At 73.7% G+C, this 20,487-nt stretch carries 19 protein-coding genes and 1 tRNA gene; 5 read left to right on the forward strand and 15 right to left on the reverse strand.

Annotated features, from left to right (window positions below; translation table 11 throughout):
- Nucleotides 1-11 precede the first annotated feature (11 nt).
- The gene (locus ACFYOJ_RS04900) at nt 12-389 is read right to left on the reverse strand and encodes an SsgA family sporulation/cell division regulator (RefSeq protein ID WP_356554504.1); all 378 of its coding nucleotides are present in this window, start codon (nt 387-389) and stop codon (nt 12-14) included.
- A gap of 287 nt (nt 390-676) precedes the next feature.
- Between ACFYOJ_RS04900 and ACFYOJ_RS04905 the strand changes: the two genes are divergently transcribed.
- The gene (locus ACFYOJ_RS04905; RefSeq protein ID WP_356554506.1) at nt 677-1,873 is read left to right on the forward strand and encodes a serine hydrolase domain-containing protein; all 1,197 of its coding nucleotides are present in this window, start codon (nt 677-679) and stop codon (nt 1,871-1,873) included.
- Between the two features lie 40 nt (nt 1,874-1,913).
- On the opposite strand, the gene ACFYOJ_RS04910 is transcribed toward ACFYOJ_RS04905, so the two are convergent.
- The 3 genes from ACFYOJ_RS04910 to ACFYOJ_RS04920 all read right to left on the reverse strand — a co-directional run bounded on the left by ACFYOJ_RS04910 (nt 1,914) and on the right by ACFYOJ_RS04920 (nt 5,284).
- Nucleotides 1,914-2,189, reverse strand: coding sequence for a DUF1876 domain-containing protein (locus ACFYOJ_RS04910; protein ID WP_356554508.1), 276 nt, complete (start codon nt 2,187-2,189; stop codon nt 1,914-1,916).
- Nucleotides 2,190-2,358: 169 nt separating this feature from the next.
- Nucleotides 2,359-4,584 carry an MMPL family transporter gene (locus ACFYOJ_RS04915; RefSeq protein ID WP_356554509.1) on the reverse strand — a complete coding sequence of 742 codons (2,226 nt, stop codon included), beginning with the start codon at nt 4,582-4,584 and terminating at the stop codon, nt 2,359-2,361.
- Between the two features lie 100 nt (nt 4,585-4,684).
- Nucleotides 4,685-5,284, reverse strand: a complete 600-nt coding sequence (locus tag ACFYOJ_RS04920; protein WP_356554510.1) for a TetR/AcrR family transcriptional regulator — start codon at nt 5,282-5,284, stop codon at nt 4,685-4,687.
- Nucleotides 5,285-5,467: 183 nt separating this feature from the next.
- Here ACFYOJ_RS04920 and ACFYOJ_RS04925 point away from each other — a divergent pair, with 183 nt between their 5' ends.
- Nucleotides 5,468-8,902, forward strand: coding sequence for a S41 family peptidase (locus ACFYOJ_RS04925; protein WP_356554511.1), 3,435 nt, complete (start codon nt 5,468-5,470; stop codon nt 8,900-8,902).
- 85 nt (nt 8,903-8,987) lie between these two features.
- On the opposite strand, the gene ACFYOJ_RS04930 is transcribed toward ACFYOJ_RS04925, so the two are convergent.
- The 3 genes from ACFYOJ_RS04930 to ACFYOJ_RS04940 form a co-directional block, all read right to left on the reverse strand.
- The gene (locus tag ACFYOJ_RS04930) at nt 8,988-9,191 is read right to left on the reverse strand and encodes a hypothetical protein (RefSeq protein ID WP_356554513.1); all 204 of its coding nucleotides are present in this window, start codon (nt 9,189-9,191) and stop codon (nt 8,988-8,990) included.
- An 86-nt stretch (nt 9,192-9,277) separates the two neighbouring features.
- Nucleotides 9,278-10,171 carry an SDR family oxidoreductase gene (locus ACFYOJ_RS04935; protein ID WP_356554515.1) on the reverse strand — a complete coding sequence of 298 codons (894 nt, stop codon included), beginning with the start codon at nt 10,169-10,171 and terminating at the stop codon, nt 9,278-9,280.
- 88 nt (nt 10,172-10,259) lie between these two features.
- Nucleotides 10,260-11,789, reverse strand: coding sequence for an NAD(P)/FAD-dependent oxidoreductase (locus ACFYOJ_RS04940; protein ID WP_356554516.1), 1,530 nt, complete (start codon nt 11,787-11,789; stop codon nt 10,260-10,262).
- Nucleotides 11,790-11,922: 133 nt separating this feature from the next.
- On the opposite strand from ACFYOJ_RS04940, the gene ACFYOJ_RS04945 reads away from it, so the two are divergent.
- Complete coding sequence (locus ACFYOJ_RS04945) at nt 11,923-12,585, forward strand: MerR family transcriptional regulator (protein WP_356554518.1); 663 nt, start codon at nt 11,923-11,925, stop codon at nt 12,583-12,585.
- On the opposite strand, the gene ACFYOJ_RS04950 is transcribed toward ACFYOJ_RS04945, so the two are convergent.
- On the reverse strand, nt 12,573-13,376 hold the full coding sequence (locus ACFYOJ_RS04950) for an exodeoxyribonuclease III (protein ID WP_356554519.1): 804 nt from the start codon (nt 13,374-13,376) through the stop codon (nt 12,573-12,575). The genes ACFYOJ_RS04945 and ACFYOJ_RS04950 overlap by 13 nt on opposite strands.
- A gap of 68 nt (nt 13,377-13,444) precedes the next feature.
- On the opposite strand from ACFYOJ_RS04950, the gene ACFYOJ_RS04955 reads away from it, so the two are divergent.
- Nucleotides 13,445-13,930 carry a GNAT family N-acetyltransferase gene (locus tag ACFYOJ_RS04955; protein ID WP_356554520.1) on the forward strand — a complete coding sequence of 162 codons (486 nt, stop codon included), beginning with the start codon at nt 13,445-13,447 and terminating at the stop codon, nt 13,928-13,930.
- Between the two features lie 100 nt (nt 13,931-14,030).
- Here the strand turns inward: ACFYOJ_RS04955 and ACFYOJ_RS04960 are convergent.
- The 7 genes from ACFYOJ_RS04960 to galU all read right to left on the reverse strand — a co-directional run bounded on the left by ACFYOJ_RS04960 (nt 14,031) and on the right by galU (nt 19,696).
- Nucleotides 14,031-14,104 (reverse strand) — tRNA-Ala (locus tag ACFYOJ_RS04960).
- A 96-nt stretch (nt 14,105-14,200) separates the two neighbouring features.
- Entirely contained in the window at nt 14,201-15,436 is a 1,236-nt protein-coding gene (glpR, locus tag ACFYOJ_RS04965) for a gephyrin-like molybdotransferase receptor GlpR (RefSeq protein WP_356554521.1), read from the reverse strand.
- Nucleotides 15,437-15,607: 171 nt separating this feature from the next.
- On the reverse strand, nt 15,608-16,270 hold the full coding sequence (locus ACFYOJ_RS04970) for a GNAT family protein (protein WP_356554523.1): 663 nt from the start codon (nt 16,268-16,270) through the stop codon (nt 15,608-15,610).
- A 26-nt stretch (nt 16,271-16,296) separates the two neighbouring features.
- Entirely contained in the window at nt 16,297-16,836 is a 540-nt protein-coding gene (locus ACFYOJ_RS04975; protein WP_356554525.1) for a MogA/MoaB family molybdenum cofactor biosynthesis protein, read from the reverse strand.
- Nucleotides 16,833-17,345, reverse strand: coding sequence for a cyclic pyranopterin monophosphate synthase MoaC (moaC, locus tag ACFYOJ_RS04980; RefSeq protein ID WP_356554526.1), 513 nt, complete (start codon nt 17,343-17,345; stop codon nt 16,833-16,835). The genes ACFYOJ_RS04975 and moaC overlap by 4 nt, the downstream gene beginning before the upstream one ends.
- An 84-nt stretch (nt 17,346-17,429) precedes the next feature.
- A complete protein-coding gene (gene glp, locus ACFYOJ_RS04985) occupies nt 17,430-18,788 on the reverse strand; it encodes a gephyrin-like molybdotransferase Glp (protein WP_388596168.1) in 1,359 nt (452 codons plus the stop codon).
- A 5-nt stretch (nt 18,789-18,793) separates the two neighbouring features.
- Nucleotides 18,794-19,696 carry a UTP--glucose-1-phosphate uridylyltransferase GalU gene (galU, locus tag ACFYOJ_RS04990; RefSeq protein WP_356554527.1) on the reverse strand — a complete coding sequence of 301 codons (903 nt, stop codon included), beginning with the start codon at nt 19,694-19,696 and terminating at the stop codon, nt 18,794-18,796.
- 153 nt (nt 19,697-19,849) lie between these two features.
- Here galU and ACFYOJ_RS04995 point away from each other — a divergent pair, with 153 nt between their 5' ends.
- Nucleotides 19,850-20,404, forward strand: a complete 555-nt coding sequence (locus ACFYOJ_RS04995; protein ID WP_388596207.1) for a 5-formyltetrahydrofolate cyclo-ligase — start codon at nt 19,850-19,852, stop codon at nt 20,402-20,404.
- Nucleotides 20,405-20,487 lie beyond the last annotated feature (83 nt).

The following is a 20,487-nucleotide window of genomic DNA, read 5'->3' on the forward strand; positions in this document are numbered from 1 at the left end:
GGAGGAACCGCTCAGTGCGCCACCGGCTCCGCGGCCGCGGCGTGGGTGCGGCGCAGGAAGCGCAGGAGGGTCTTGGAGTCGAACTGGACCACGGAGCAGCCCTGCGGGGAGTGGAACTCGACGACGGTCTGCACCCGTCCGCACGGCCACACCCGCACCTCACCGCTCCCGGCGGGCGCGCGCAGCCCCTGCTCCAGCAGACCCCGGGCGAACCGCCACTCGCGCGGGGCGCCGCTGCGGCCCCGCCCCGGCAGGCCGACGCAGACCGAGCGGGGGTCGCGGCCGGGGTCGTAGCGCAGGACGACCGGTATGGCACCGCCGTCGTCCTCGTCCGGGCGGTCCGCGTCCGTCAGGATGTGGGCTCGCGCGTACTGCTCGACTACGGACATCGGGCCGCCCTTCACGCTGTGCCACCTGGGCGGGAGCCGTGCACCCGCCTTCCTCCGGATGTCCTGTTTTTTCGGAACGACACATTTCCGGCATGTGCGGTCCCTCACGCTCCGCTCCCGGTGTCCCGCCGACGGGACGACGAGACCCCCGCCCGGAACCGCCTCCGGCTTCGACCCGTGGCCGGTGACGACGCGTACCCGAGGAATCACAGGCGTCCGGCGGCTGTTGCACCCACTGCCGCAGGCGATCGGGCGGCGGGCCGGGCAGCGGGAAGGAACGTGGGGCAGTGGACGCGGACAGGGATGTGCACGGCACGGTGGCCGGGGGTTTCGAGCCGGTCAGGGACGCGTTCGCCCGGAACTTCACGGCGCTCGGGGACCGGGGCGCGGCGGTCGCCGTCTACCGGGACGGGCGCAAGGTCGTCGACCTGTGGGCCGGCACGCGCGACGTCGACGGCACCGAGCCGTGGCGCCGGGGCACCGCCCAGGTCGTGCGCTCGGCGACGAAGGGCGTCGCCGCCGCCGTGCCGCTGCTGCTGCACCGGCGCGGGGAGCTGGACCTGGACGCGCCGATGGGCGAGTACTGGCCGGAGTTCAAGGCGCAGGGCAAGGAGCGGGTGCTGGTCCGGCACCTGCTGAACCACCGGGCCGGGCTGCCGGTGCTGGACCGTCCGCTCACCCCCGAGGAGGCCCTCGACCCGCTGCGGGGCCCCGAGGCCGTCGCCGCCCAGGCACCCGTCTGGGAGCCGGGCACCGACCACGGCTACCACGCGCTGACCTACGGCTGGCTGCTCGACGGACTGGTGCGCGAGGTGACGGGCGGGCGGGGCACGGGCGAGTGGATCGCCGACGAGATCGCCGGCCCGCTGGGCCTGGACCTGTGGCTCGGCCTGCCCGCCGGGGAGGAGGCCTCGGGCCGCGCCGGCCGGGTCGGCCGCCTCGAGGAACCGGAGCCCTCCGGCGGGCCGCGGATACGCCCCAGGCGCGCGGTCACCGAGGCGTACCAGGACCCGGACTCGCTCACCCGCCGCGCCTTCGCCGCGATCACGCCGTTCCCCGACCAGAACGACCCGGCGTTCCGGGCGTCGGCGTTCCCGGCGGCCAACGGCTTCGCCACGGCCGACGCGCTGGCCCGTTTCTACGCGGCGCTGATCGGCGAGGTGGACGGCCCGACGGGCCGCGTACGGCTGTTCGACGCGGCGACGGTGGAACGGGCCCGTGCGCAGGAGTCGGCGGGTCCGGACCGGGTGCTCGTGGTCGGCACCCGCTTCGGCCTCGGCTACATGCTGCACGGCAGCGCGTCGCCGTTCCTGTCCCCCGGCTCCTTCGGGCATCCCGGCCGCGGCGGCTCCCTCGGCTTCGCCGACCCGGAGACGGGGATCGCCTTCGGCTACGTCACCAACGGCTTCCGCCGGAGCGTGACGGCCGATCCGCGGGCCCAGGCCCTGGTGCGGGCGGTGCGGGCGTCGCTCGACGCGGGCTGAGACCCGGCGCCGGGAGGACGCCGGGTCCCGTGCGGCCCGTTCAGACGTGGATCGGGTGGGAGGTCCTCCCCGACGCCTCGTCGATCTCGTCGTGCGCCTTGGTCAGCAGCCGCATCGCGAGCTCGTTCAGCGCCCGCGCGCCGGCGACCTCCTCACCGACTCTCGGCTGCAGGGGGTCCGCCCGGTGACGGCTGGCGTGGCCGTGCGCCCGTACCTCCGAGCCGTCGGGCAGCCGCACCATCGCGACCGCGCGTGTGTGCTGCTCGTCCTCCATGAACTCCAGCTCGACGTGCCATCCCACAGCGGTGTGCATCATGACGATCACCTCCGGAACACCACCTGTCTCCAGGGTGCGCCTCGTCGCCGCCGCGCGCACGGCCCCGCGTGCGGGACCGGTGCGCCGCCCCGGCGGCGCACGTGACCGCGGCCGGTGAGGACCCCGTTCCCACGGGGTCCTCACCGGCCGGTCCGCCGGGTGCGGTGGGTCAGACGCGGGCCGGCACCCGGTCCTCGTCGGGGTCGGTGTGCCCGCGGTCGGCGGCGGTGCGCAGGCCCTCGCCCTCGACGTCCACGTTGGGCAGGGCGCGGTCCAGCCACCTCGGCAGCCACCAGGCCTTCCTGCCGAGCAGGGCGAGGACGGCCGGGACGATGGCCATGCGGACGACGAACGCGTCGAAGAAGACGGCGATCGCCAGGCCGAAGCCGATCATCTTGACCATGGACTCGCTGGAGCCGATGAAGCCCGCGAAGACCGCCATCATGATGACCGCCGCGGCCGTCACCACCCGCGCGCCGTGCCGGAAGCCGGTGACGACCGCCTCGCTCGGCTGCTCGCCGTGGACGTACGCCTCCCGCATGCGGGTGACCAGGAAGACCTCGTAGTCCATCGCCAGGCCGAAGACCACGCCGACCATGAAGATCGGCATCATCGACATGACCGGGCCGGTCTCCTCGACGCCCATCAGGCCGGCCAGCCAGCCCCACTGGAAGACCGCGACGACCGCGCCGAGCGCCGCCAGGACGGAGAGCAGGAAGCCGAGGGCCGCCTTCAGCGGGACCAGGACCGAGCGGAAGACCACGATCAGCAGGAGGAAGGCCAGGCCGACCACCAGGACCAGGTAGGGCAGCAGCGCGTCGTTGAGCTTCTGGCTGACGTCGGTGTTCATCGCCGTCGCGCCGGTGACCAGGGTCTCCGCGCCGGTGTCGGCCCGGATGCCGTCACCCGCGCCGCGGATGGCGTGCACCAGGTCCTCGGTCTGCACGGAGGACGGCTTGGAGTCCGGGATCACGGTGATCGTCGCGGTGTCGCCGGCCTTGTTGGGCGCGGGCGGGGTGACCGCCACGACGCCGTCCAGGCCCTTGATCCCGTCGGAGACGGCGGTGAACGCGTCCTTGGGGGCGTCGCTGCCCTTCGCGTCCACGACGACCAGCAGCGGGCCGTTGAAGCCGGCGCCGAAGCCCTCCGACAGCAGGTCGTACGCCCGGCGCTGGGTCGTGGACGTGGGCTGGGAGCCGTCGTCGGGCAGGCCCAGTTCGAGGGAGGCCGCGGGGACCGCGGCGGCGCCGAGGCCGACGACGCCGAGCAGGAGGACGGCGACGGGACGGCGGACGACGAAGCGCGCCCAGCGGGTGCCCAGGTTGGGCCGGCCGGCCTTCGCCCTGTCCGCGGCGCGGGCGCCGCCCAGCAGCCTGCTCTTCTCGCCGGCCGGCTTGACCCGGCGGCCCGCGTAGCCGAGCAGCGCGGGGATCATCGTGAGGGCGATGAGGACCGCGATGGCGACCGTGCCGGCGGCGGCGATGCCCATCTTGGTCAGCATCGGGATGTTGACGACCGCGAGGCCGACGAGCGCGATGACCACGGTGAGGCCGGCGAAGACCACGGCGGAGCCCGCGGTGCCGACGGCCCGGCCGGCCGCCTCCTCGCGTTCGCGGCCCTCGGCGAGTTCCGCGCGGTAGCGGGAGACGATGAACAGGGCGTAGTCGATGCCGACCGCGAGGCCGATCATCATCGCCAGGGTGGAGGTGGTGGAGCCCAGGTCCAGCACACCGGCCAGCGCGGTGATCGAGGAGACGCCGATGCCGACGCCGATCAGGGCGGTGAGCAGCGGCAGCCCGGCGGCGATCAGCGAGCCGAAGGTGATGACGAGGACGACGGCGGCGACCGCGATGCCGATGATCTCCGTCGTGCCGGTCTCCGGGACCGCCTGGAGCGCGTCACCGCCGATCTCGACGGTCAGCCCGGCGTCGCGCGCCTGCTGCGCGGCGTCCTCGAGGGCCTCCTTGGTGGACTCCTCCAGCTCCATGCCGGAGACGTCGTACGACACCGAGGCGTAGGCGATCGTGCCGTCCTTGCTGACGGCGCCGGCCTGGTAGGGGTCGGCGACGGAGGCGACCTCGGAGCCGTCCGCCAGCGTGTGGACGGTCTTCTCGACGGCCGCCTTGTTGCCGGCGTCCGTCATCTTCTGTCCGGCCGGTGCCTTGAAGACGACGCGTGCGGTCGCTCCGTCGGCGCTCTGGCCCGGGAAGCGCTGTTCGAGCAGGTCGAAGGCCTTCTGGGCCTCGGTGCCGGGGATGGAGAAGGACGCGTTGCCGGCGGGCGGGGCGCTGGCCGCGCCGACGCCGGCGAGGGTCAGCAGCGCCACCCATATCAGGGCGGCGAAGTGCCGTCGCCGGAAGGCGAGCCGGCCGAGTTTGTAGAGGAACGTGGCCACGAGGGCGTACTCCCGGTCAGGTCGTGAGTCTTCAGGGCAGGTGTGGTCGGCCCGACGACGTGAGCGGAGGCGTCAGGTGGGCTCGGTCTGCGGGGACGTGTCAGGAGGTGGGGACGCCGAGGGCGGGGAGGATCACGGCGTCGATGTACGAGATGAGGAACGCCCGGGTGGGCGGCTGGTCCTCGAGCAGCGTGCGGGTCGCGAAGGCGCCGACCAGCATGGGGACGAGGAAGTCCAGTGCGGGACGGTCCGCGCTGACCTCGCCCCGGTCGACCGCGCGTTGCAGCAGCCGGCGGAACTCCGCCATCTCCGGTTCGATGAGCTGTTCCCGGAACGCCTGGCGCAGATCCGGGTTCTGGTGGAGCGCCATGGCCACGCCCCGCATCAGCGCGGAGTTCTGTTCCATGGTGCAGTCGTCCTCGCGGGCCATCAGGGCGTGCAGGTCGCCGCGGAGGGTGCCGGTGTCGATCTCGCCGACCTCGCCGGGCTTGCCGTGCCGCATGGCCTTGACGACCAGCTCGGGCTTGCCGCCCCACTGTCGGTAGAGCGTCGCCTTGCTGGACCGGGTGCGGGCGGCCACGGCGTCCATGGTGAGGGCGTCGTAGCCGACTTCCCGGAGCAGGTCGAGCACGGCGCCGTACAGCTCGGCCTCGCGCTCGGGGGTGATCCGACTGCGGCGCGCGGTGGCGGCCCCGGTCATCTCGCTCCCCCTCTCCGTTCCGTGCCGTGCCGTTCCGAGTGCCGGAACGGCACCGTTTCGTATGTGAGCAATCTACCCCGGCCCACTAGCGAAACGAAACGGTTTCGTTCGTGTCGTGGGTCACGGTTGTCGGGTCCACGTAAGCGGCCGGACGAGTTGCCGGTGTCCCGACCGCGGCAAAGCATGGGAGAGGTGAGTTATCTGCGCCTTCCCCACCTCAGCGGCGACCGGCTGTGCTTCGTGGCCGAGGACGACCTCTGGCTCGCCGACCTCGACGGCCCGGGCCGCGCCTGGCGGCTCACCGTCGACCGCACCAAGGCCGGCCACCCCCGCTTCTCGCCCGACGGCCGCCACATCGCGTACACCAGCTGGCGCACCCTGGTGCCGGAGGTCCACCTGGTGCCGGTGGACGGCGGCCCCGCACGGCAGCTCACGCACTGGGGCGGCTTCGACACCCGGGTCTGCGGCTGGTCGCCCCCCGAGCCCGGCGGCGGCGGGGGCGCGATCCTCGCCGTCGCCTCCCACGGCGAACCCTTCTCCCATCTGACCTGGGCGCACAAGATCTCCCTCGACGGCGACCCCGGCCGCAAACTGCCCTGGGGCCCGGTCACCGACATCCAGGTGGCCGACCTGGACGGCGAGCGCCGAACGCTCCTGCTCACCGGCACCCCGCCGCACGAGCCCGCCGCCTGGAAGCGCTACCGGGGCGGCGCCACGGGCCGGCTCTGGCTGCACGGCCGGCGCCTGCTCGAGGACCTGGACGGCCATCTGCACTCCCCCGTGTTCGCCGGCGGCCGGATCGCGTTCCTCTCCGACCACGAGGGCGTCGGCAACCTCTACTCGTGCGCCCACGACGGCTCCGACCTGCGCCGCCACACCGACCACGACGCCTTCTACGCCCGCCACGCCTCCAGCGACGGCACGCGCGTGGTGTACCAGTGCGCGGGCGACCTGTGGATCGTCGACGACCTGTCGCCCGGCTCGGTGCCGCGCCGCCTCGACGTCCGGCTGAGCGGGCCGCGCGCGGGACGGCGTACGTACCAGGTGCCGGCCGCGCAGCACGTCGGCGGCGTCTCCGTCGACGAGACGGGCCGGGCGAGCGCCGTCGTCGTCCGCTCCGGCCTGTACTGGCTCACCCACCGCGACGGCCCGGCCCGCACCATCGCCGACACCCCGGGGGTGCGGGTCCGGCTGCCGGAGATGCTCGGGGCGAGCGGACGGATCGCGTACGTGACGGACGCGGACGGCGAGGACGCCGTCGAGATCGCCCACCTGCCGCGGGCGACCGGGAGCCGGGCGCCCCGGCGGCTGGCCCCGGGGCGGCTCGGCCGGGTGCTGGAGATGGTCTCGGACCCGGCGGGCGAGCGCCTCGCCGTCGCCTCCCACGACGGCCGGCTGCTGCTGCTCGACGTCCCGGAGGGGGACGCGGAGATCGCCGGGACGCCGGATCCGGCCGCCGGCGCCTCCGACGGGCCGCCCGCCGCCGGGGCCACGGCGGAGACGGCGGGACCGGTGGAGCCGGCCCCCGACGCGGCCGACGGCGGCGTCACCGAGCTGGTCCGCTCCGACAACGGCCCCGTGCGCGACCTCGCCTTCTCCCCGGACGGGGCCTGGCTCACCTGGTCCCACCCGGGGATCGGGCGGACGCTGCGGCAGATCAAGCTGGCCCGCATCGGCGGCACGGACGCCCCGGTCGTCGTCGACGTCACCAACGGCCGCTTCGAGGACGAGAACCCGGTGTTCACCAGCGACGGCCGCTATCTCGCCTTCCTGTCCTGGCGCGGCTTCGACCCGGTGTACGACGTGCACACCGGCGACCTGTCCTTCCCGCTCGGCTGCCGCCCGTACCTGGTGCCCCTCTCCTCCGCGACCCCCTCCCCCTTCGCGCTGAACCCGGAGGGCCGGCCGGCCGCCGGCGGTCTGGACCCGCTGGAGGACGAGCCGGGCGAGGGCGCCCCGGTCACCGTGGAGGCGGAGGGACTGGAGGCGAGGGTGACGCCGTTCCCGGTGGCCGCCTCCAAGTACTCGGCGCTGCGCCCCGTGGCGGGCGGCGGCCTGGTCTGGCTGCGCTGGCCGATCTCGGGCGCCCTCGGCGAGACCTTCGCCAATCCGGACGACCCGAGCGAACGCCCCACCCTGGAGCACTTCAACCTCGCCAAGGCGAAGCGGACCGAACTGGTCGGTCACCTCGACGGGTTCCAGGTCAGCGGCGACGGCACCCGGCTGGTCGTGCTCGACGAGGGCGACCTGCGCGCCGTACCGGCGACCGAGCCGGGCGACGGGGACTCGACGACCTGGATCGACCTGCGGCGCATCCTGCACGTCGTCGATCCGGGCGCCGAGTGGCGCCAGGCGTACGACGAGGCGGGCCGCCTGATCCGCGCCTACTTCTGGGACCCCGGCATGTGCGGCATCGACTGGGACGCGGTGCTGGACCAGTACCGCCCGCTGGTCGAACGGGTCGCCTCCCCCGACGAGTTCGCCGATCTGCTGCGCGAGGTCCTCGGCGAACTGGGCACCTCGCACGCCTATGTCGCCGCCGCCCGCCGCGACGAGGGACCGGCGCACTACCAGCGCCGGCAGGGACTGCTCGGCGCCAACCTCGTGTGCCGGGACGGCCGCTGGATCGTCAGGCGGATCCTGCCCGGCGACTCCTCCGACTCCAAGGCCCGTTCCCCGCTGGCCGGCACGGGCATCCGCGAGGGCGCCGCCCTGACCCACGTCGACGGCCGCCCGGTCGACCCGGTGGCGGGTCCCGCTCCGCTGCTGGCCGGCGCGGGCGGCACGACCGTGGAACTCACCTTCTCCCAGCCCGTCGCCCACCACCCCCCTTCCGCGGAAGGCCCTTCGGGCCCTCCTGACCCGGCCGAGGGCGGGCAGGGCGGCCCCGCCCGCCGGGTCGCCGTCGTCCCCCTGGCCGACGAGCGGCCGCTGCGCTACCAGGACTGGGTGACCAAACGCCGCGAGGTGGTTCGGCGGTTGAGCGGCGGACGCTGCGGCTACCTGCACATCCCCGACATGGGCGGCTCCGGCTGGGCCCAGTTCAACCGCGACCTGCGCATGGAGGTGTCACGGCCCGCGCTGATCGTGGACGTGCGCGGCAACGCGGGCGGGCACATCAGCGAACTGGTCATCGAGCAGCTGACGCGCACCATCCTCGGCTGGGACCTGACCCGCGACGCGCAGCCGGTGTCGTACACCTCCAACGCGCCGCGCGGCCCGGTGGTGGCGCTCGCGGACGAGGCGACCTCCTCCGACGGCGACATGATCACCGCCGCCTTCAAGCTGCTGAGGCTCGGTCCGGTGGTCGGCCAGCGCACCTGGGGCGGAGTGGTCGGCATGACCGGCCGGCACCGCCTGGGCGACGGCACGGTGATCACGGTGCCGATGAACGCGGCCTGGTTCGACGCGTACGGCTGGTCCGTGGAGAACCACGGCGTCGACCCCGACGTGGAGGTGCTGCGCACCCCGCTGGACTGGGCCGAGGGCCGCTACCCCGTACTGGACGAGGCCGTACGGCTCGCGCTCGAACTGCTGGAGACCGAACCGCCGGCGACACCGCCCGGTTACGACGACGTACCGGACCGCTCCCGGCCGCCCCTGCCACCGCGGGCGTGACGCCCCGCGCCGGCACGGGTACCGGCGCACGCAGAAGGCGCCCTCCGTCGTACGGAGGGCGCCTTCCCGGTGCGGCGGCGACGCGTCAGGCGTCGTAGCTGCTCTCGAAGCGCTCGTCGGCGTCGCGGCGGCGCGAGGCCGGGTCCGACTCGTCGGCGTCGCGGCGGCGGTCGCGGTCCTGCATCTGGTCCTTGGCCTGCTCGGCGCGCTGCTTGCCCTGCTCGGCACGCTGCTTGCCCTGCTGCTGCATGCGCTCGGCCTTGTCCTGGAACTGGTCCTTGATACCCATGTGGGTTCACTCCTGTGGTGTTTCGGGCCGGCCGGATCGGCCGGGCCCGATCAGATTCACACGGGCGGTGACCCTGCGCATGTCGATCAGTGACGCTCCGTGGCGACCGTCGTCCGGTGCTGTTCGTCGGCGGCTCCGCCCGCGCCGACCAGGCCCGTACGCATGCCGTCCAGCCGGTCCGCGAAGCGCCGCACCTCCCGTCGGCCGACGGTGCCGATGAGGCCCGGCAGGTACCCGCGCACCCCCTGCATGCCGCGCAGCCACCACTGCCCGTACACGTGGCCCGCCCGGCGCTCGATGCCCTCCACCAGCCGGTCCACGGCCGGACCCAGCGGGTACGTCTTGTTCGACGGCCACGGCAGCCGCTGCCTCAACTCCCGCATGACGTCGTCCTGGTCGGCGCCGCGCACCATGTCCGTGTCGGTCCAGGACAGATAGCCGACGCCGACCTTCACCCCCCGGTGGCCGACCTCGGCGCGCAGACTGTGCGCGTACGCCTCCACGCCCGACTTGGAGGCGCAGTATGCGGTCATCATCGGCGCGGGCGTGATCGCGGCCAGGGACGCTATCTGGAGCAGGTAGCCGCGGTGGCGCATCAGCGCCGGCAGGAAGACGCGGGCCGTCACCGCCGAGCCGATCAGGTTGACCTCGATGACCCGCCGCCAGGAGACCGGGTCGGAGTCGGCGAACGGTCCGCCGGTGGCGACACCGGCGTTGGCGACGACGATGTCGACCCTGCCGAACCGCTCCTCGACCTCGCCGGCGACCCGGGCCATCGCCTCGTGGTCGGTGACGTCGGCGTGCCAGACCTCGCTGTCGGTGTGCAGCCGGGCCGCGACCTGCTTCAGCCCGTCCGGCTCCAGCCCCACCAGCGCCACCTTCACGCCGCGCGCGGACAGCTTGCGGGCCAGCAGCTCCCCGACGCCCCGCGCCGCCCCGGTGACGACGGCGACCCGTCCTTCCAGGCTCACCCTGCTCATGCGTTCTCCTCGACGTGTACGGCGTGCGCCCTCACGGACGCGGCGGACATGGGGGACATCGCGGGTACGGGGGCGTGACCGGGACGGCTCACGCGCCGGCCTCCGCGCCCCGGCCGGCCGGGACCTCGCGGACCGCGGGCGCGCGCAGCACCTCGTACTCGGCGAGGTCCACCCGCCGCGTCGCCCGCCGGAACTCGGCGGTCGTGCCGGGCCAGACGGTGGTGTTGCGGCCCTGGGCGTCCAGGTACCAGCTGGTGCAGCCGCCGGTGTTCCACACGGTGCGCTTCATGCGCTCCTGCACCCGGTCGTTCCAGGCCCGCACCGCGGCGGGCCGGGCGTCCAGGGCGACCCTGCCGCCGAGGACGTCCAACTGGCGCAGATAGTCGGCCAGATAGTTCAGCTGGGACTCGATCATGAGGATCATCGAGGAGTTCCCGAGGCCGGTGTTGGGCCCGATGACCGTCATGAAGTTGGGGAAGCCGGCCGCCGAGGCGCCCCGCAGGGCCTCCATGCCGCCCTTCCAGGACTCCGCGAGGGTCCGCCCGTCGGCGCCCACGACCCGTTCGGCGATGGGCATGTCGGTGACGTGGAAACCGGTGCCGAAGACGATCACGTCGGCCTCGGCCTCGGTGCCGTCGGCGGCGACGAGGGTGGAGCCGCGCACCTCGCCGAGCCCGCTCGCGACGACGTCCACGTTCGGCCGGGCGAGCGCCGGGTAGTACTCGCTCGACAGCAGGATCCGCTTGCAGCCGATGCGGTAGTCGGGGGTGAGCTTGGCGCGCAGGGCCGGGTCCTTGATGGCCGACGTCATGTTGCGCCTGGCGATCTGCTCGACGAAGCCCAGTTCGTCCGGGTGCTTGGTGAAGGCCTGCACCTGGAGTTCCCGGATGCCCCACAGCAGCCCGCGGCGCAGCCTGGTGGTGACGGGCAGCGCCCGGTGCAGGGCGCGTTCGGCGCCGCTGATCGCCCGGTCCATGCGGGGCATCACCCAGGCCGGGGTGCGCTGGAAGAGGGTGAGGCGGCCGGCCTTCGGCTGGATCGACGGCACGATCTGGATGGCGGAGGCACCGGTGCCGATCACGGCGACGCGCTTGCCGGTGAGGTCGTACCCGTGGTCCCAGCGGGCGGAGTGGAAGACCTTGCCGGGGAAGGAGTCCAGCCCCGGGATGTCCGGCACCTTCGGGTCGGACAGCGGCCCGGTCGCGGAGACGACGACGTCGGCGGTGAGATTCCCGCCCACCGTCTCGATCTCCCACCGCAGTTGCCCGCCGTCCCACGTCATCCGCTTCACCTCCGAGTCGAAGCGGATGTGGGGGCGCAGCCCGAAGGTGTCGGTCACGTGCTCCAGGTAGGCCCGGATGTGCTCCTGTCCGGAGAAGGTGCGGGGCCAGTCCGGATTGGGCGCGAAGGAGAAGGAGTACAGGTGGGACGGCACGTCGCAGGCGCACCCGGGGTAGCTGTTGTCGCGCCAGGTCCCCCCGACGCTCCCCGCCCGCTCCAGGACGACGAAGTCGGTGATCCCCTCGCGCCGCAGCCGCACCGCGGCGCCCAGCCCGCCGAAGCCGGACCCGACCACCGCCACCCGCACGTGTTCTCGAACCTGCTCGTGCTCGGCCATCGAAGAAGCCTCCACGCGTCGCCTAGAACCCTGCCAGTGAACACTGGCACGGTGGGAGCGTAGGACAGCTCCGTACCGATGGGTAGGGGGCGGGCGGGGGAAAGTTACCGATGGTACGACTTAGGGTCGGGGCGTGACCGAGAAGCGCGAGTACCGCATGGAGGAACTGGCCCGCCTGGCCGGCATCACGGTGCGCACCCTGCGCTTCTACCGCGAGCGCAGACTGCTCCCGCCACCCCGCCGCGAGGGCCGCATCGCCTGGTACGACGACCACCACCTGGCCCGCCTGCGCACCATCGCCGCCCTCCTGGAACGCGGCCACACCCTCACCGGCATCGCGGAACTCGCCGACGCCTTCGAGCACGGCCGCGACGTCGGCGATCTGCTCGGCGTCGGCGAGCCCACCGAGGAGACACCGGTCCGCCTCACCCCCGAGGAGCTAGCCGCCCGCTTCGAGGGCGAGGTCACCCCGGAGAACCTCGCCGCCGCGATGGAGCTGGGCTACCTCGGCACCGACGGCGACGAACTCGTCCACATCAGCCGCCGCCTGCTGGACGTCTCCTCGGCCCTGGTCCGCGAGGGCATCCCCCTCGCCGAGGTCCTCGACGCCGGCCGGCGCGTCCGCGAGCACGCCGACGCCCTCGCCGCCCTCTTCACCGACCTGATCCTGCGCCACGCCCCCGAGCAGGACCTCCACCGCCTGCGCCCCCTGGCCCGCAGCGTGGTGGAGGCGGAACTCTCCCTCGCCCTGGACCGCCGGCTGCACAAGCGGTCCGGCGGGGGTCAGCGCCCGTAGACGACGGTCACCGGCGCGTGGTCCGACCAGCGTTCGGCGTGCGTGGCGGCCCGCTCGACGTACCCCTTGACCGCCCCGGCGGCCAGCCCCGGGGTGGCCAGGTGGTAGTCGATCCTCCAGCCTGCGTCGTTGTCGAAGGCCCGGCCCCGGTACGACCACCACGAGTACGGGCCCTCGGCGTCCGGGTGCAGGGCGCGTACGACGTCCACGTAGCCGCCGTCGGCCGGGTCCAGGACCCGGCCGAGCCACTCCCTCTCCTCCGGCAGGAATCCGGAGTTCTTCCGGTTGGCTCGCCAGTTCTTCAGGTCGGCCTCGCGGTGGGCGATGTTCCAGTCGCCGCAGACGACGACCTCGCGGCCGTCGGCGGCGGCGCGCTCGCGCAGCTCCTTGAGGTAGGGGAGGAACTCGTCCATGAAGCGGACCTTCTCCTCCTGGCGTTCGGTGCCGACCTCGCCGGAGGGCAGGTAGAGGGAGGCGACCGTCACACCGGGCAGGTCGGCCTCGACGTACCGGCCGCTGGAGTCGAACTCGGAGGAGCCGAAGCCGACCCGGACGCGGTCGGGTTCGCGGCGGCTGTAGAGGGAGACGCCGGCGCGGCCCTTGGCGGCGGCCGGGGCGTGGGTGACGTGCCAGCCCTCGGGTGCGCGGACGTGCTCGGGCAGCTGCTGGGGTTCGGCCCGCACCTCCTGGAGGCACAGCACATCGGCGGAGGTGCCCGCGAGCCATTCCACGAAGCCCTTCTTCGCGGCGGCGCGCAGACCGTTCACGTTCACGGAGGTCACGGTGAGCATCAGCGCACGATACCGGCACACTGGACGATGTCCGTCTCCGGATTGCGCATAGATTTACGGTAGGAAGAATGAACATACGCCGGGTCCCCTTCGACCACCCCGACGCCGTGAAACTGAACGACGAGGTCCAGGCCGAGTACGACGCCCGCTACGGCGACGGCGGCGACGCCACGCACCTCGACCCGTCCGACTTCGCGCCGCCGAACGGCCTGTACCTGATCGCGTACGACGAGAACGGCGTCCCGGTCGCCTCCGGCGGCTGGCGCAGTCAGGACGCCAACGACGAGGGCAACCGGGACGGGGACGCCGAACTGAAGCGGATGTTCGTGATCGAGCAGATGCGCGGCCGGGGGCTGGCCCGGCGCATCCTGGCCGCCCTGGAGGAGGACGCCCGCGCGGCCGGCCGGACCCGCATGGTCCTGGAGACCGGCACCAAGCAGCCGGAGGCCGTCGCCCTCTACCTCTCCAGCGGCTACGAGCCCTGCGAGAAGTTCGGCTACTACCGCTTCCACGAGGAGAGCCTCTGCTACGCGAAGGCCCTCCAGGTCCCGTAGGGCGCACACGGGCGGCATGCCCGGCCCCTGCGGGGGGCGGGGCTCCGGGGGACACGATGAAGCCCCTGTCGGTGATCACCGACAGGGGCTTCATGCTGCGTGGACCTGAGGGGATTTGAACCCCTGGCCCCCTCGATGCGAACGAGGTGCGCTACCGGACTGCGCCACAGGCCCTTGCAACGAGTGAAACTTTAGCACCCCGATCGGCCTGCTCAAAAATCCCTTCCCGGAGCCCGGGCGGGGCGGGACGGGGGGCGGGTACCGGGCGCGCTACTCGTTGGCCGCGCGGGGACGGTCGCCGTCCTCGTACTGGTCGAACAGCGGTGTGCGGCCCCGCTCGCGGGAGCGCCGGGCGGACACGGCGCGGCGGGTGCCGCTGCGGCCGGGGGTGTCCTGCCGGTCCTCGGCATCGCCGGACGGGGCGCGGTCGGCCGCGGCGCGGTCGGGTTCGGGCCGGGGCGCCGTGGGTTCCTGGCCCGGGGCGACGGCGCTGGAGCGGGCCGAGCTCCACGCGTCGGGCGTCGCGAGGTCCACGTCGGAGGTGGCACGGGGGGCGACCGGCGCGGTCACGTAGGTGGGCAGGGGCACCGGCACGGGGTCCCAGCTGTCGCCCTTGCCGGGGCGCCGCTGCCGTTCGCGCTGCTGGTCGACCCACTCGGCGTGGTCGGTCTGCTCCACCAGGGCGCGGCGGTCCGCGGCGAGCGCGGACAGGCCGGGGTCGGGTTCGGCGTCGGGTGCCTCGTCCGGCTCCTCGGCGTCGGGGTCGTCGGTGAGGTCGGCGGGGGCGCGCCGTCGCGGACGGCGGTCGCGCTCGCGCAGCCGACGCGCGGCGGCCTCGGCCTGGCGGCGGTCCATGTGGAAGGCGAACCGGCGGCGTTCCTGGGACCGCAGGTAGGCGATGTACGCGCTGAGCAGCACGGCGGGCACCCCGGGCGCCCACAGGAACGCCAGCCCGCCGACCGCCGCGACGACGGAGCCGAGCGTGAAGGCCAGGAAGAGGACCACGGTGGTGCGCCGGCGCCGTGCGAGCACCTTGGTGCGCCGGGCGCGGGCGGCGGCGGCCGAGCCGGGGCCGCGCCGGGCGGGGGGCACCTGCCTGCGGGCCGGTGCGGTGCCGGACGCGGGGTCCTGACCGGTCACGGGGTCCTGACCGGTCACGGGGTCCTGACCGGACGCGGCACGGTCCGGGCGTACGTCCGTCCCCGTGTCGGCCGGCCGGGGGTGCCGGCGGGTCTGGGACACGGCGAACGCCCGGACGTCCACCGAGTCGGTGACGGCGTCCGGGGCGTCGGTGTCGGGCTCCGCCTCGCCGGCGGAGCGCGTCCGCCGGTCCTTGGCGTACCGGCGCTCCATGCCCGCCCGTCCGGACAGCAGCCGGATGGCGGTGCTGAAGCGTTCCGTCGGACGGGCTTCGTTCAGCTCGTCCTGCCTACGGAGCCACATCGGCACCAAGTAGGCGGCCCAGGCCCCGACGATGACTGCGTAGATGAGGCCGCTGCTGCTCACGCCTCACACGGTAGAGGGGTTTGGATGGGGCCATCCGCCAATTGGGCCGGTGTGTCGCACGATCTGGCTGATATTTCGAACTTTTTTTACGACCGATGCGATCACCCGACCGCCAGATCACCGAATTACCCGTTTCGATATGATCACACCCCGAGCAATTCGAACGTTTATTCAATTCCCGTTGCCCGGCCGAGCCGGATTGCCCGGGATGTCGCGTGAGCTCCGCTCCCGTGCCTGCTCCCGGCCGCCTGGCCGCTCGCGCGACCGGTGCCAGCGCCGCAGCAGACCCTCCGGGACCTCTTCCGCGGTGAGGGCGAACACGAGATGGTCGCGCCAGCCGCCGTCGATGTGGAGATAACGCGGCCTGAGTCCCTCCTCGCGGAATCCGAGTTTCTCCACGACCCGGCGGCTGGGCCCGTTCTCGGGGCGAATGCAGACCTCGACCCGGTGCAGCCCGACGGTGCGGAAACAGTGGTCGACGGCCATCGCGACCGCCGTGGGCACCACCCCGCGCCCGGCCACCGCCTCGTCCACCCAGTAGCCGACGTGGCCGGAGCACATGGAGCCCCAGGTGATCCCGGCCACCGTCAACTGGCCGGCCAGCCGCCCCTGGTACTCGATGACGAAGGGCAGCATCCGGCCCGCGTTGGCCTCGGACCGCAGATGCCGGACCATCTGGCGGTACGTCGGCCGCTGTGCGGGCGGTCCGCCGGGCGCGGGCGGCGGGACGGTCGCCTCCCAGGGGCGCAGCCAGTCGCGGTTGCGCCGGTTGACCTCGCGCCACGCCCGCTGGTCGCGCAGCTTTATGGGCCTCAGGACGATGTCGCCGTCCACCAGCTCGACGGGCCAGGACGGGCCGTTCAGCGCGCACCCCCACTGCTGCCGGGCCCGGGGTGGTCACCGCCGCGGAGCTGGTCCACGGCGTGGACCAGCAGGGGTTCCAGGACCGCGAGTCCGTCCTTCACGCCGCCGGTGGAACCCGGCAGGTTGACGATGAGCGTCCGCCCCGCCACCCCGGCCAGGCCCCGGGAGAGCGCCGCGGTGGGCACCTTGTCGCGGCCGTGGGCGCGGATGGCCTCGGCGATGCCGGGGACCTCGTGGCCGATCACCGCCCGGGTCGCCTCGGGGGTGCGGTCGGTGGGCGAGACGCCGGTGCCGCCGGTGGTGACGATCACGTCGTAGCCCGCCTCGACGCCCGCGCGCAGGGCCGCCTCGACGGGGTCGCCGTCGGGAACCACCTGCGGGCCGTCGACCGCGAAGCCGAGGCGGCGCAGGCCCTCGGCGACCAGCGGGCCGCCCCTGTCCTCGTAGACCCCGGCGGCGGCCCGGTTGGAGGCGGTGACGACCAGGGCGCGGTACGGCGCGCGCGGGGCGCCGCCCGTCGGTGCGTCCGGTGTCATGTCCGGCTCCAGTCGCCCGACTTGCCGCCCGTCTTCTCCTCCACGCGCACGTCCGTGATGACCGCTCCCTTGTCGACCGCCTTGACCATGTCGATCACGGTGAGCGCGGCGACGGTGACCGCGGTGAGCGCCTCCATCTCGACGCCCGTGCGGTCCGTGGTCCGCACCGTGGCGGTGATCTCCACGGCGTCGTCCGCGACCGACAGGTCCAGTTTCACACCGGAGAGCGCGAGGGGGTGACAGAGCGGGATCAGGTCGGGGGTGCGTTTGGCACCCATGATGCCCGCGATCCGGGCGGTGGCGAGGGCGTCGCCCTTGGGGACGCCCTCGCCGCGCAGCAGTTCGACGACGCGGGGCGCCACCAGGACGCGTCCGCTCGCGCGTGCGGTGCGCGCGGTCACGTCCTTGGCGGACACGTCGACCATCCGGGCGGCGCCCGCCTCGTCGATGTGCGTCAGCCGGTCCTGCGGGGCCTGGGCGTCCTGGGTGGGTCGGTCCTGCGTGCTCATGCTGTGTGGCGCTCCCGGTCCGGGCCCGGCGCGGGCGGCGCGCGGGCCTGCTGTGCGCGACACGGTACCGCCATCCGGGCGGGGTCAGCGGAGCAGGACCACCTCGACCTCGGTGCCGGGCTCGACCGATTCGACGTCCTCGGGGACGACGATCAGCGCGTCGGCGTGCGCGAGGGCGGCCACGAGGTGGGAGCCGGCGCCGCCGACCGGGGTGACCGAGCCGTCGGCGAGGGAGCCGCGCAGGAACTGCCGGCGGCCCTTCGGCGAGGTCAGCGCCTTGTCGGCGGTGAGGGTGGCGGTGGTGGTGGGGCGGTGGACGTCGGTGAGGCCCATGAGGGTGCGGATCACGGGGCGCACGAACAGCTCGAAGGAGACGTACGACGACACCGGGTTGCCCGGCAGGGCGAGCAGCGGGGTGTGGTCGGGGCCGACGGAGCCGAAGCCCTGGGGCTTGCCGGGCTGCATGGCGAGCCTGCGGAACTCCACGCCGCTGCCCGGCTCGTCCTCGTCGGCGACGTGGGCGAGGGCCTCCTTGACCACGTCGTACGCCCCGACGCTGACACCGCCGGTGGTGACCATGAGGTCGGCGCGGACGAGCTGGTCCTCGATGGTGTCCCGCAGCGTCTCGGGGTCGTCGGCGACGGCGCCCACGCGGTAGGCGATGGCGCCGGCGTCGCGGGCGGCGGCGGTGAGGGCGAAGCTGTTGGAGTCGTAGATCTGTCCGTGGGCCAACGCCTCGTCGGGCTGGACGAGTTCGCTGCCGGTGGACAGCACCACGACGCGCGGGCGCGGGTGTACCCGGACCCTGCCGCGGCCGATGGCGGCGAGCAGGGCGATCTGCGGCGGGCCGAGCACCGTGCCGGCCGCCAGGGCGCGGTCGCCGGACTTCACGTCGCTGCCCGCGGCGCGCACGTGCGCCCCCGCCGCGGCCGGCCGGTACACACGGACCTGGCCCTCGGCGCCCCCGGCGTCCTCGGGGGTGAGGCCGGCGGCCCGCATCGCGGTGACCGGGCCCTCGCCGAGGCCGCCGTCGGTCCACTCGACGGGGACGACGGTCTCGGCGCCGGGCGGCAGCGGGGCGCCGGTCATGATGCGGGCGGCCTCGCCGGGGCCCACGGACGGCGGGTCGGTCCGGCCCGCGGCGACGTCGCCGACGACCTCGAGGACGGCGGGGAACTCCTCGCTCGCCCCCGCCACGTCGGCGACCCGCACCGCGTAGCCGTCCATGGAGCTGTTGTCGAAGGGCGGCAGCGACACCGGCACCGTGATGTCGTCGACCAGGACGCATCCCTGGGCGTCGAGCAGGTTCAGCTCGATGGGCTCCAGGGGCCGGACGGTGGCGAGGATGTCGTCCAGGTGCTCCTGCACCGACCACAGCCGGTCGGGGCCGAAGTCCGCGGTGGTGTGGTCGTGACCGGTGTCACGGTGCTCGGTGCCGCTCAACGTCGTTACATCTCCTCGGCTACGTAACTGCGGAGCCAGGTCCGGAAGTCGGGGCCCAGGTCCTCACGTTCGCACGCGAGCCGGACGATGGCACGCAGGTAGTCGCCGCGGTCGCCGGTGTCGTAGCGGCGGCCCTTGAAGACGACGCCGTGCACCGGGCCGCCGACCTTCTCGTCCTCGGCGAGCTGCTGGAGGGCGTCGGTGAGCTGGATCTCGCCGCCGCGGCCGGGCTCGGTCTTGCGGAGTATGTCGAAGACGTGCGGGTCGAGGACGTAGCGGCCGATGATGGCGTAGCTGGAGGGGGCGTCGGCGGGGTCGGGCTTCTCGACCAGTCCGCTCACCCTGACGACGTCGGCGTCCCCGGTGGCCTCCACGGCGGCGCAGCCGTAGAGGTGGATCTGCTCGGGCTCGACCTCCATGAGGGCGATGACGCTGCCGCCGTACTGCTGCTGCACGTCGATCATGCGCTGCAGCAGCGGGTCGCGCGGGTCGATCAGGTCGTCGCCGAGCAGGACCGCGAAGGGCTCGTCGCCGACGTGCGGGGCGGCGCACAGCACGGCGTGGCCGAGGCCCTTGGGGTCGCCCTGGCGGACGTAGTGGATCATCGCCAGGTCGCTGGACTCCTGGACCTTGGCCAGGCGGTCCGCGTCACCCTTCTTCTGGAGGGCGGACTCCAGTTCGTAGTTGCGGTCGAAGTGGTCCTCCAAGGGGCGCTTGTTGCGGCCCGTGACCATGAGAACGTCGCCGAGGCCCGCGGAGACGGCCTCTTCGACCACGTACTGGATCGCCGGCTTGTCGACGACCGGCAGCATCTCCTTGGGAGTGGCTTTGGTCGCCGGCAGGAACCGGGTACCGAGCCCGGCTGCGGGGATGACAGCCTTGCTGATCCTGGGGTGGGACTGAGTCATGGCGGTCACCCTATCCGGTGGCTTTGGGAGGAATCTGTGACTCCGGAACACCTGCGCTCATATGAGCGGACAAGAACAGGACAGGAGTGACATTTGACGCTCGGCGAACATGCCGACGGGCCCGGCAAGCGGGCCCTGCGGCGGGAATTCCTCATGGTGAGGGGCGGTCTGGCGGCGGACGACGTGCGCGCGGCGGGCGAGGCGCTCGCCGCGCGGGCGCTGGCGCTGCCGGAGGTGGCGGGGGCGCGCACGGTGGCGGCGTACGTCTCCGTGGGCGCCGAGCCGGGCACCCGCGCCCTCCTGGACGCGCTGTGCGCGCGGGGCGTACGGGTGCTGCTGCCGGCGCTGCTGCCCGACAACGACCTGGACTGGGGTCTCTACACCGGCGGGGACTCTCTCGCGCGCGTGCGGCACGGCGGGCGGATGGCCCTGTGGGAGCCCGCCGGCGGGCGTCTGGGCCCGGACGCGGTGACCGGCGCCGACGTCGTGCTGCTGCCCGGGCTGGCGGTCGACGGGCGCGGCATGCGGCTGGGCCGCGGCGGCGGTTCCTACGACCGGGTCCTCGCCCGGCTGGAGCGGGCGGGCGCGCGGCCCGCGCTGCTGGTGCTGCTGTACGACCGGGAGGTCGTCGCGCACGTGCCCGCGGAGCCGCACGACCGGCCGGTGGACGCGGTGGTGACGCCGTCGGGGGTGCACAGGTTCCGCTGACGCCCGCGGATGCCGGAAAGAGGGAGCGGCCCCCACGTGTGGGTGGGGGCCGCTCCCTCTTTCCGGTACTCCGGTACTCCGGT

This window comes from Streptomyces sp. NPDC006384, from assembly GCF_042870695.1.
Lineage (GTDB): Bacteria > Actinomycetota > Actinomycetes > Streptomycetales > Streptomycetaceae > Streptomyces.

Excerpts from the sequence above, each read along its gene's own strand:
- ACFYOJ_RS04930 (WP_356554513.1), bottom strand. The coding sequence starts at position 9,191 with ATGGGTATCAAGGACCAGTTCCAGGACAAGGCCGAGCGCATGCAGCAG.
- ACFYOJ_RS04935 (WP_356554515.1), bottom strand. The coding sequence starts at position 10,171 with ATGAGCAGGGTGAGCCTGGAAGGACGGGTCGCCGTCGTCACCGGGGCG.
- ACFYOJ_RS04925 (WP_356554511.1), top strand. The coding sequence starts at position 5,468 with ATGGGAGAGGTGAGTTATCTGCGCCTTCCCCACCTCAGCGGCGACCGG.
- ACFYOJ_RS04910 (WP_356554508.1), bottom strand. The coding sequence starts at position 2,189 with ATGATGCACACCGCTGTGGGATGGCACGTCGAGCTGGAGTTCATGGAG.
- ACFYOJ_RS04940 (WP_356554516.1), bottom strand. The coding sequence starts at position 11,789 with ATGGCCGAGCACGAGCAGGTTCGAGAACACGTGCGGGTGGCGGTGGTC.
- ACFYOJ_RS04900 (WP_356554504.1), bottom strand. The coding sequence starts at position 389 with ATGTCCGTAGTCGAGCAGTACGCGCGAGCCCACATCCTGACGGACGCG.
- moaC (WP_356554526.1), bottom strand. The coding sequence starts at position 17,345 with ATGAGCACGCAGGACCGACCCACCCAGGACGCCCAGGCCCCGCAGGAC.
- galU (WP_356554527.1), bottom strand. The coding sequence starts at position 19,696 with ATGACTCAGTCCCACCCCAGGATCAGCAAGGCTGTCATCCCCGCAGCC.
- ACFYOJ_RS04995 (WP_388596207.1), top strand. The coding sequence starts at position 19,850 with ATGGTGAGGGGCGGTCTGGCGGCGGACGACGTGCGCGCGGCGGGCGAG.
- ACFYOJ_RS04920 (WP_356554510.1), bottom strand. The coding sequence starts at position 5,284 with ATGACCGGGGCCGCCACCGCGCGCCGCAGTCGGATCACCCCCGAGCGC.
- ACFYOJ_RS04955 (WP_356554520.1), top strand. The coding sequence starts at position 13,445 with ATGAACATACGCCGGGTCCCCTTCGACCACCCCGACGCCGTGAAACTG.
- ACFYOJ_RS04975 (WP_356554525.1), bottom strand. The coding sequence starts at position 16,836 with ATGACACCGGACGCACCGACGGGCGGCGCCCCGCGCGCGCCGTACCGC.
- ACFYOJ_RS04950 (WP_356554519.1), bottom strand. The coding sequence starts at position 13,376 with ATGCTCACCGTGACCTCCGTGAACGTGAACGGTCTGCGCGCCGCCGCG.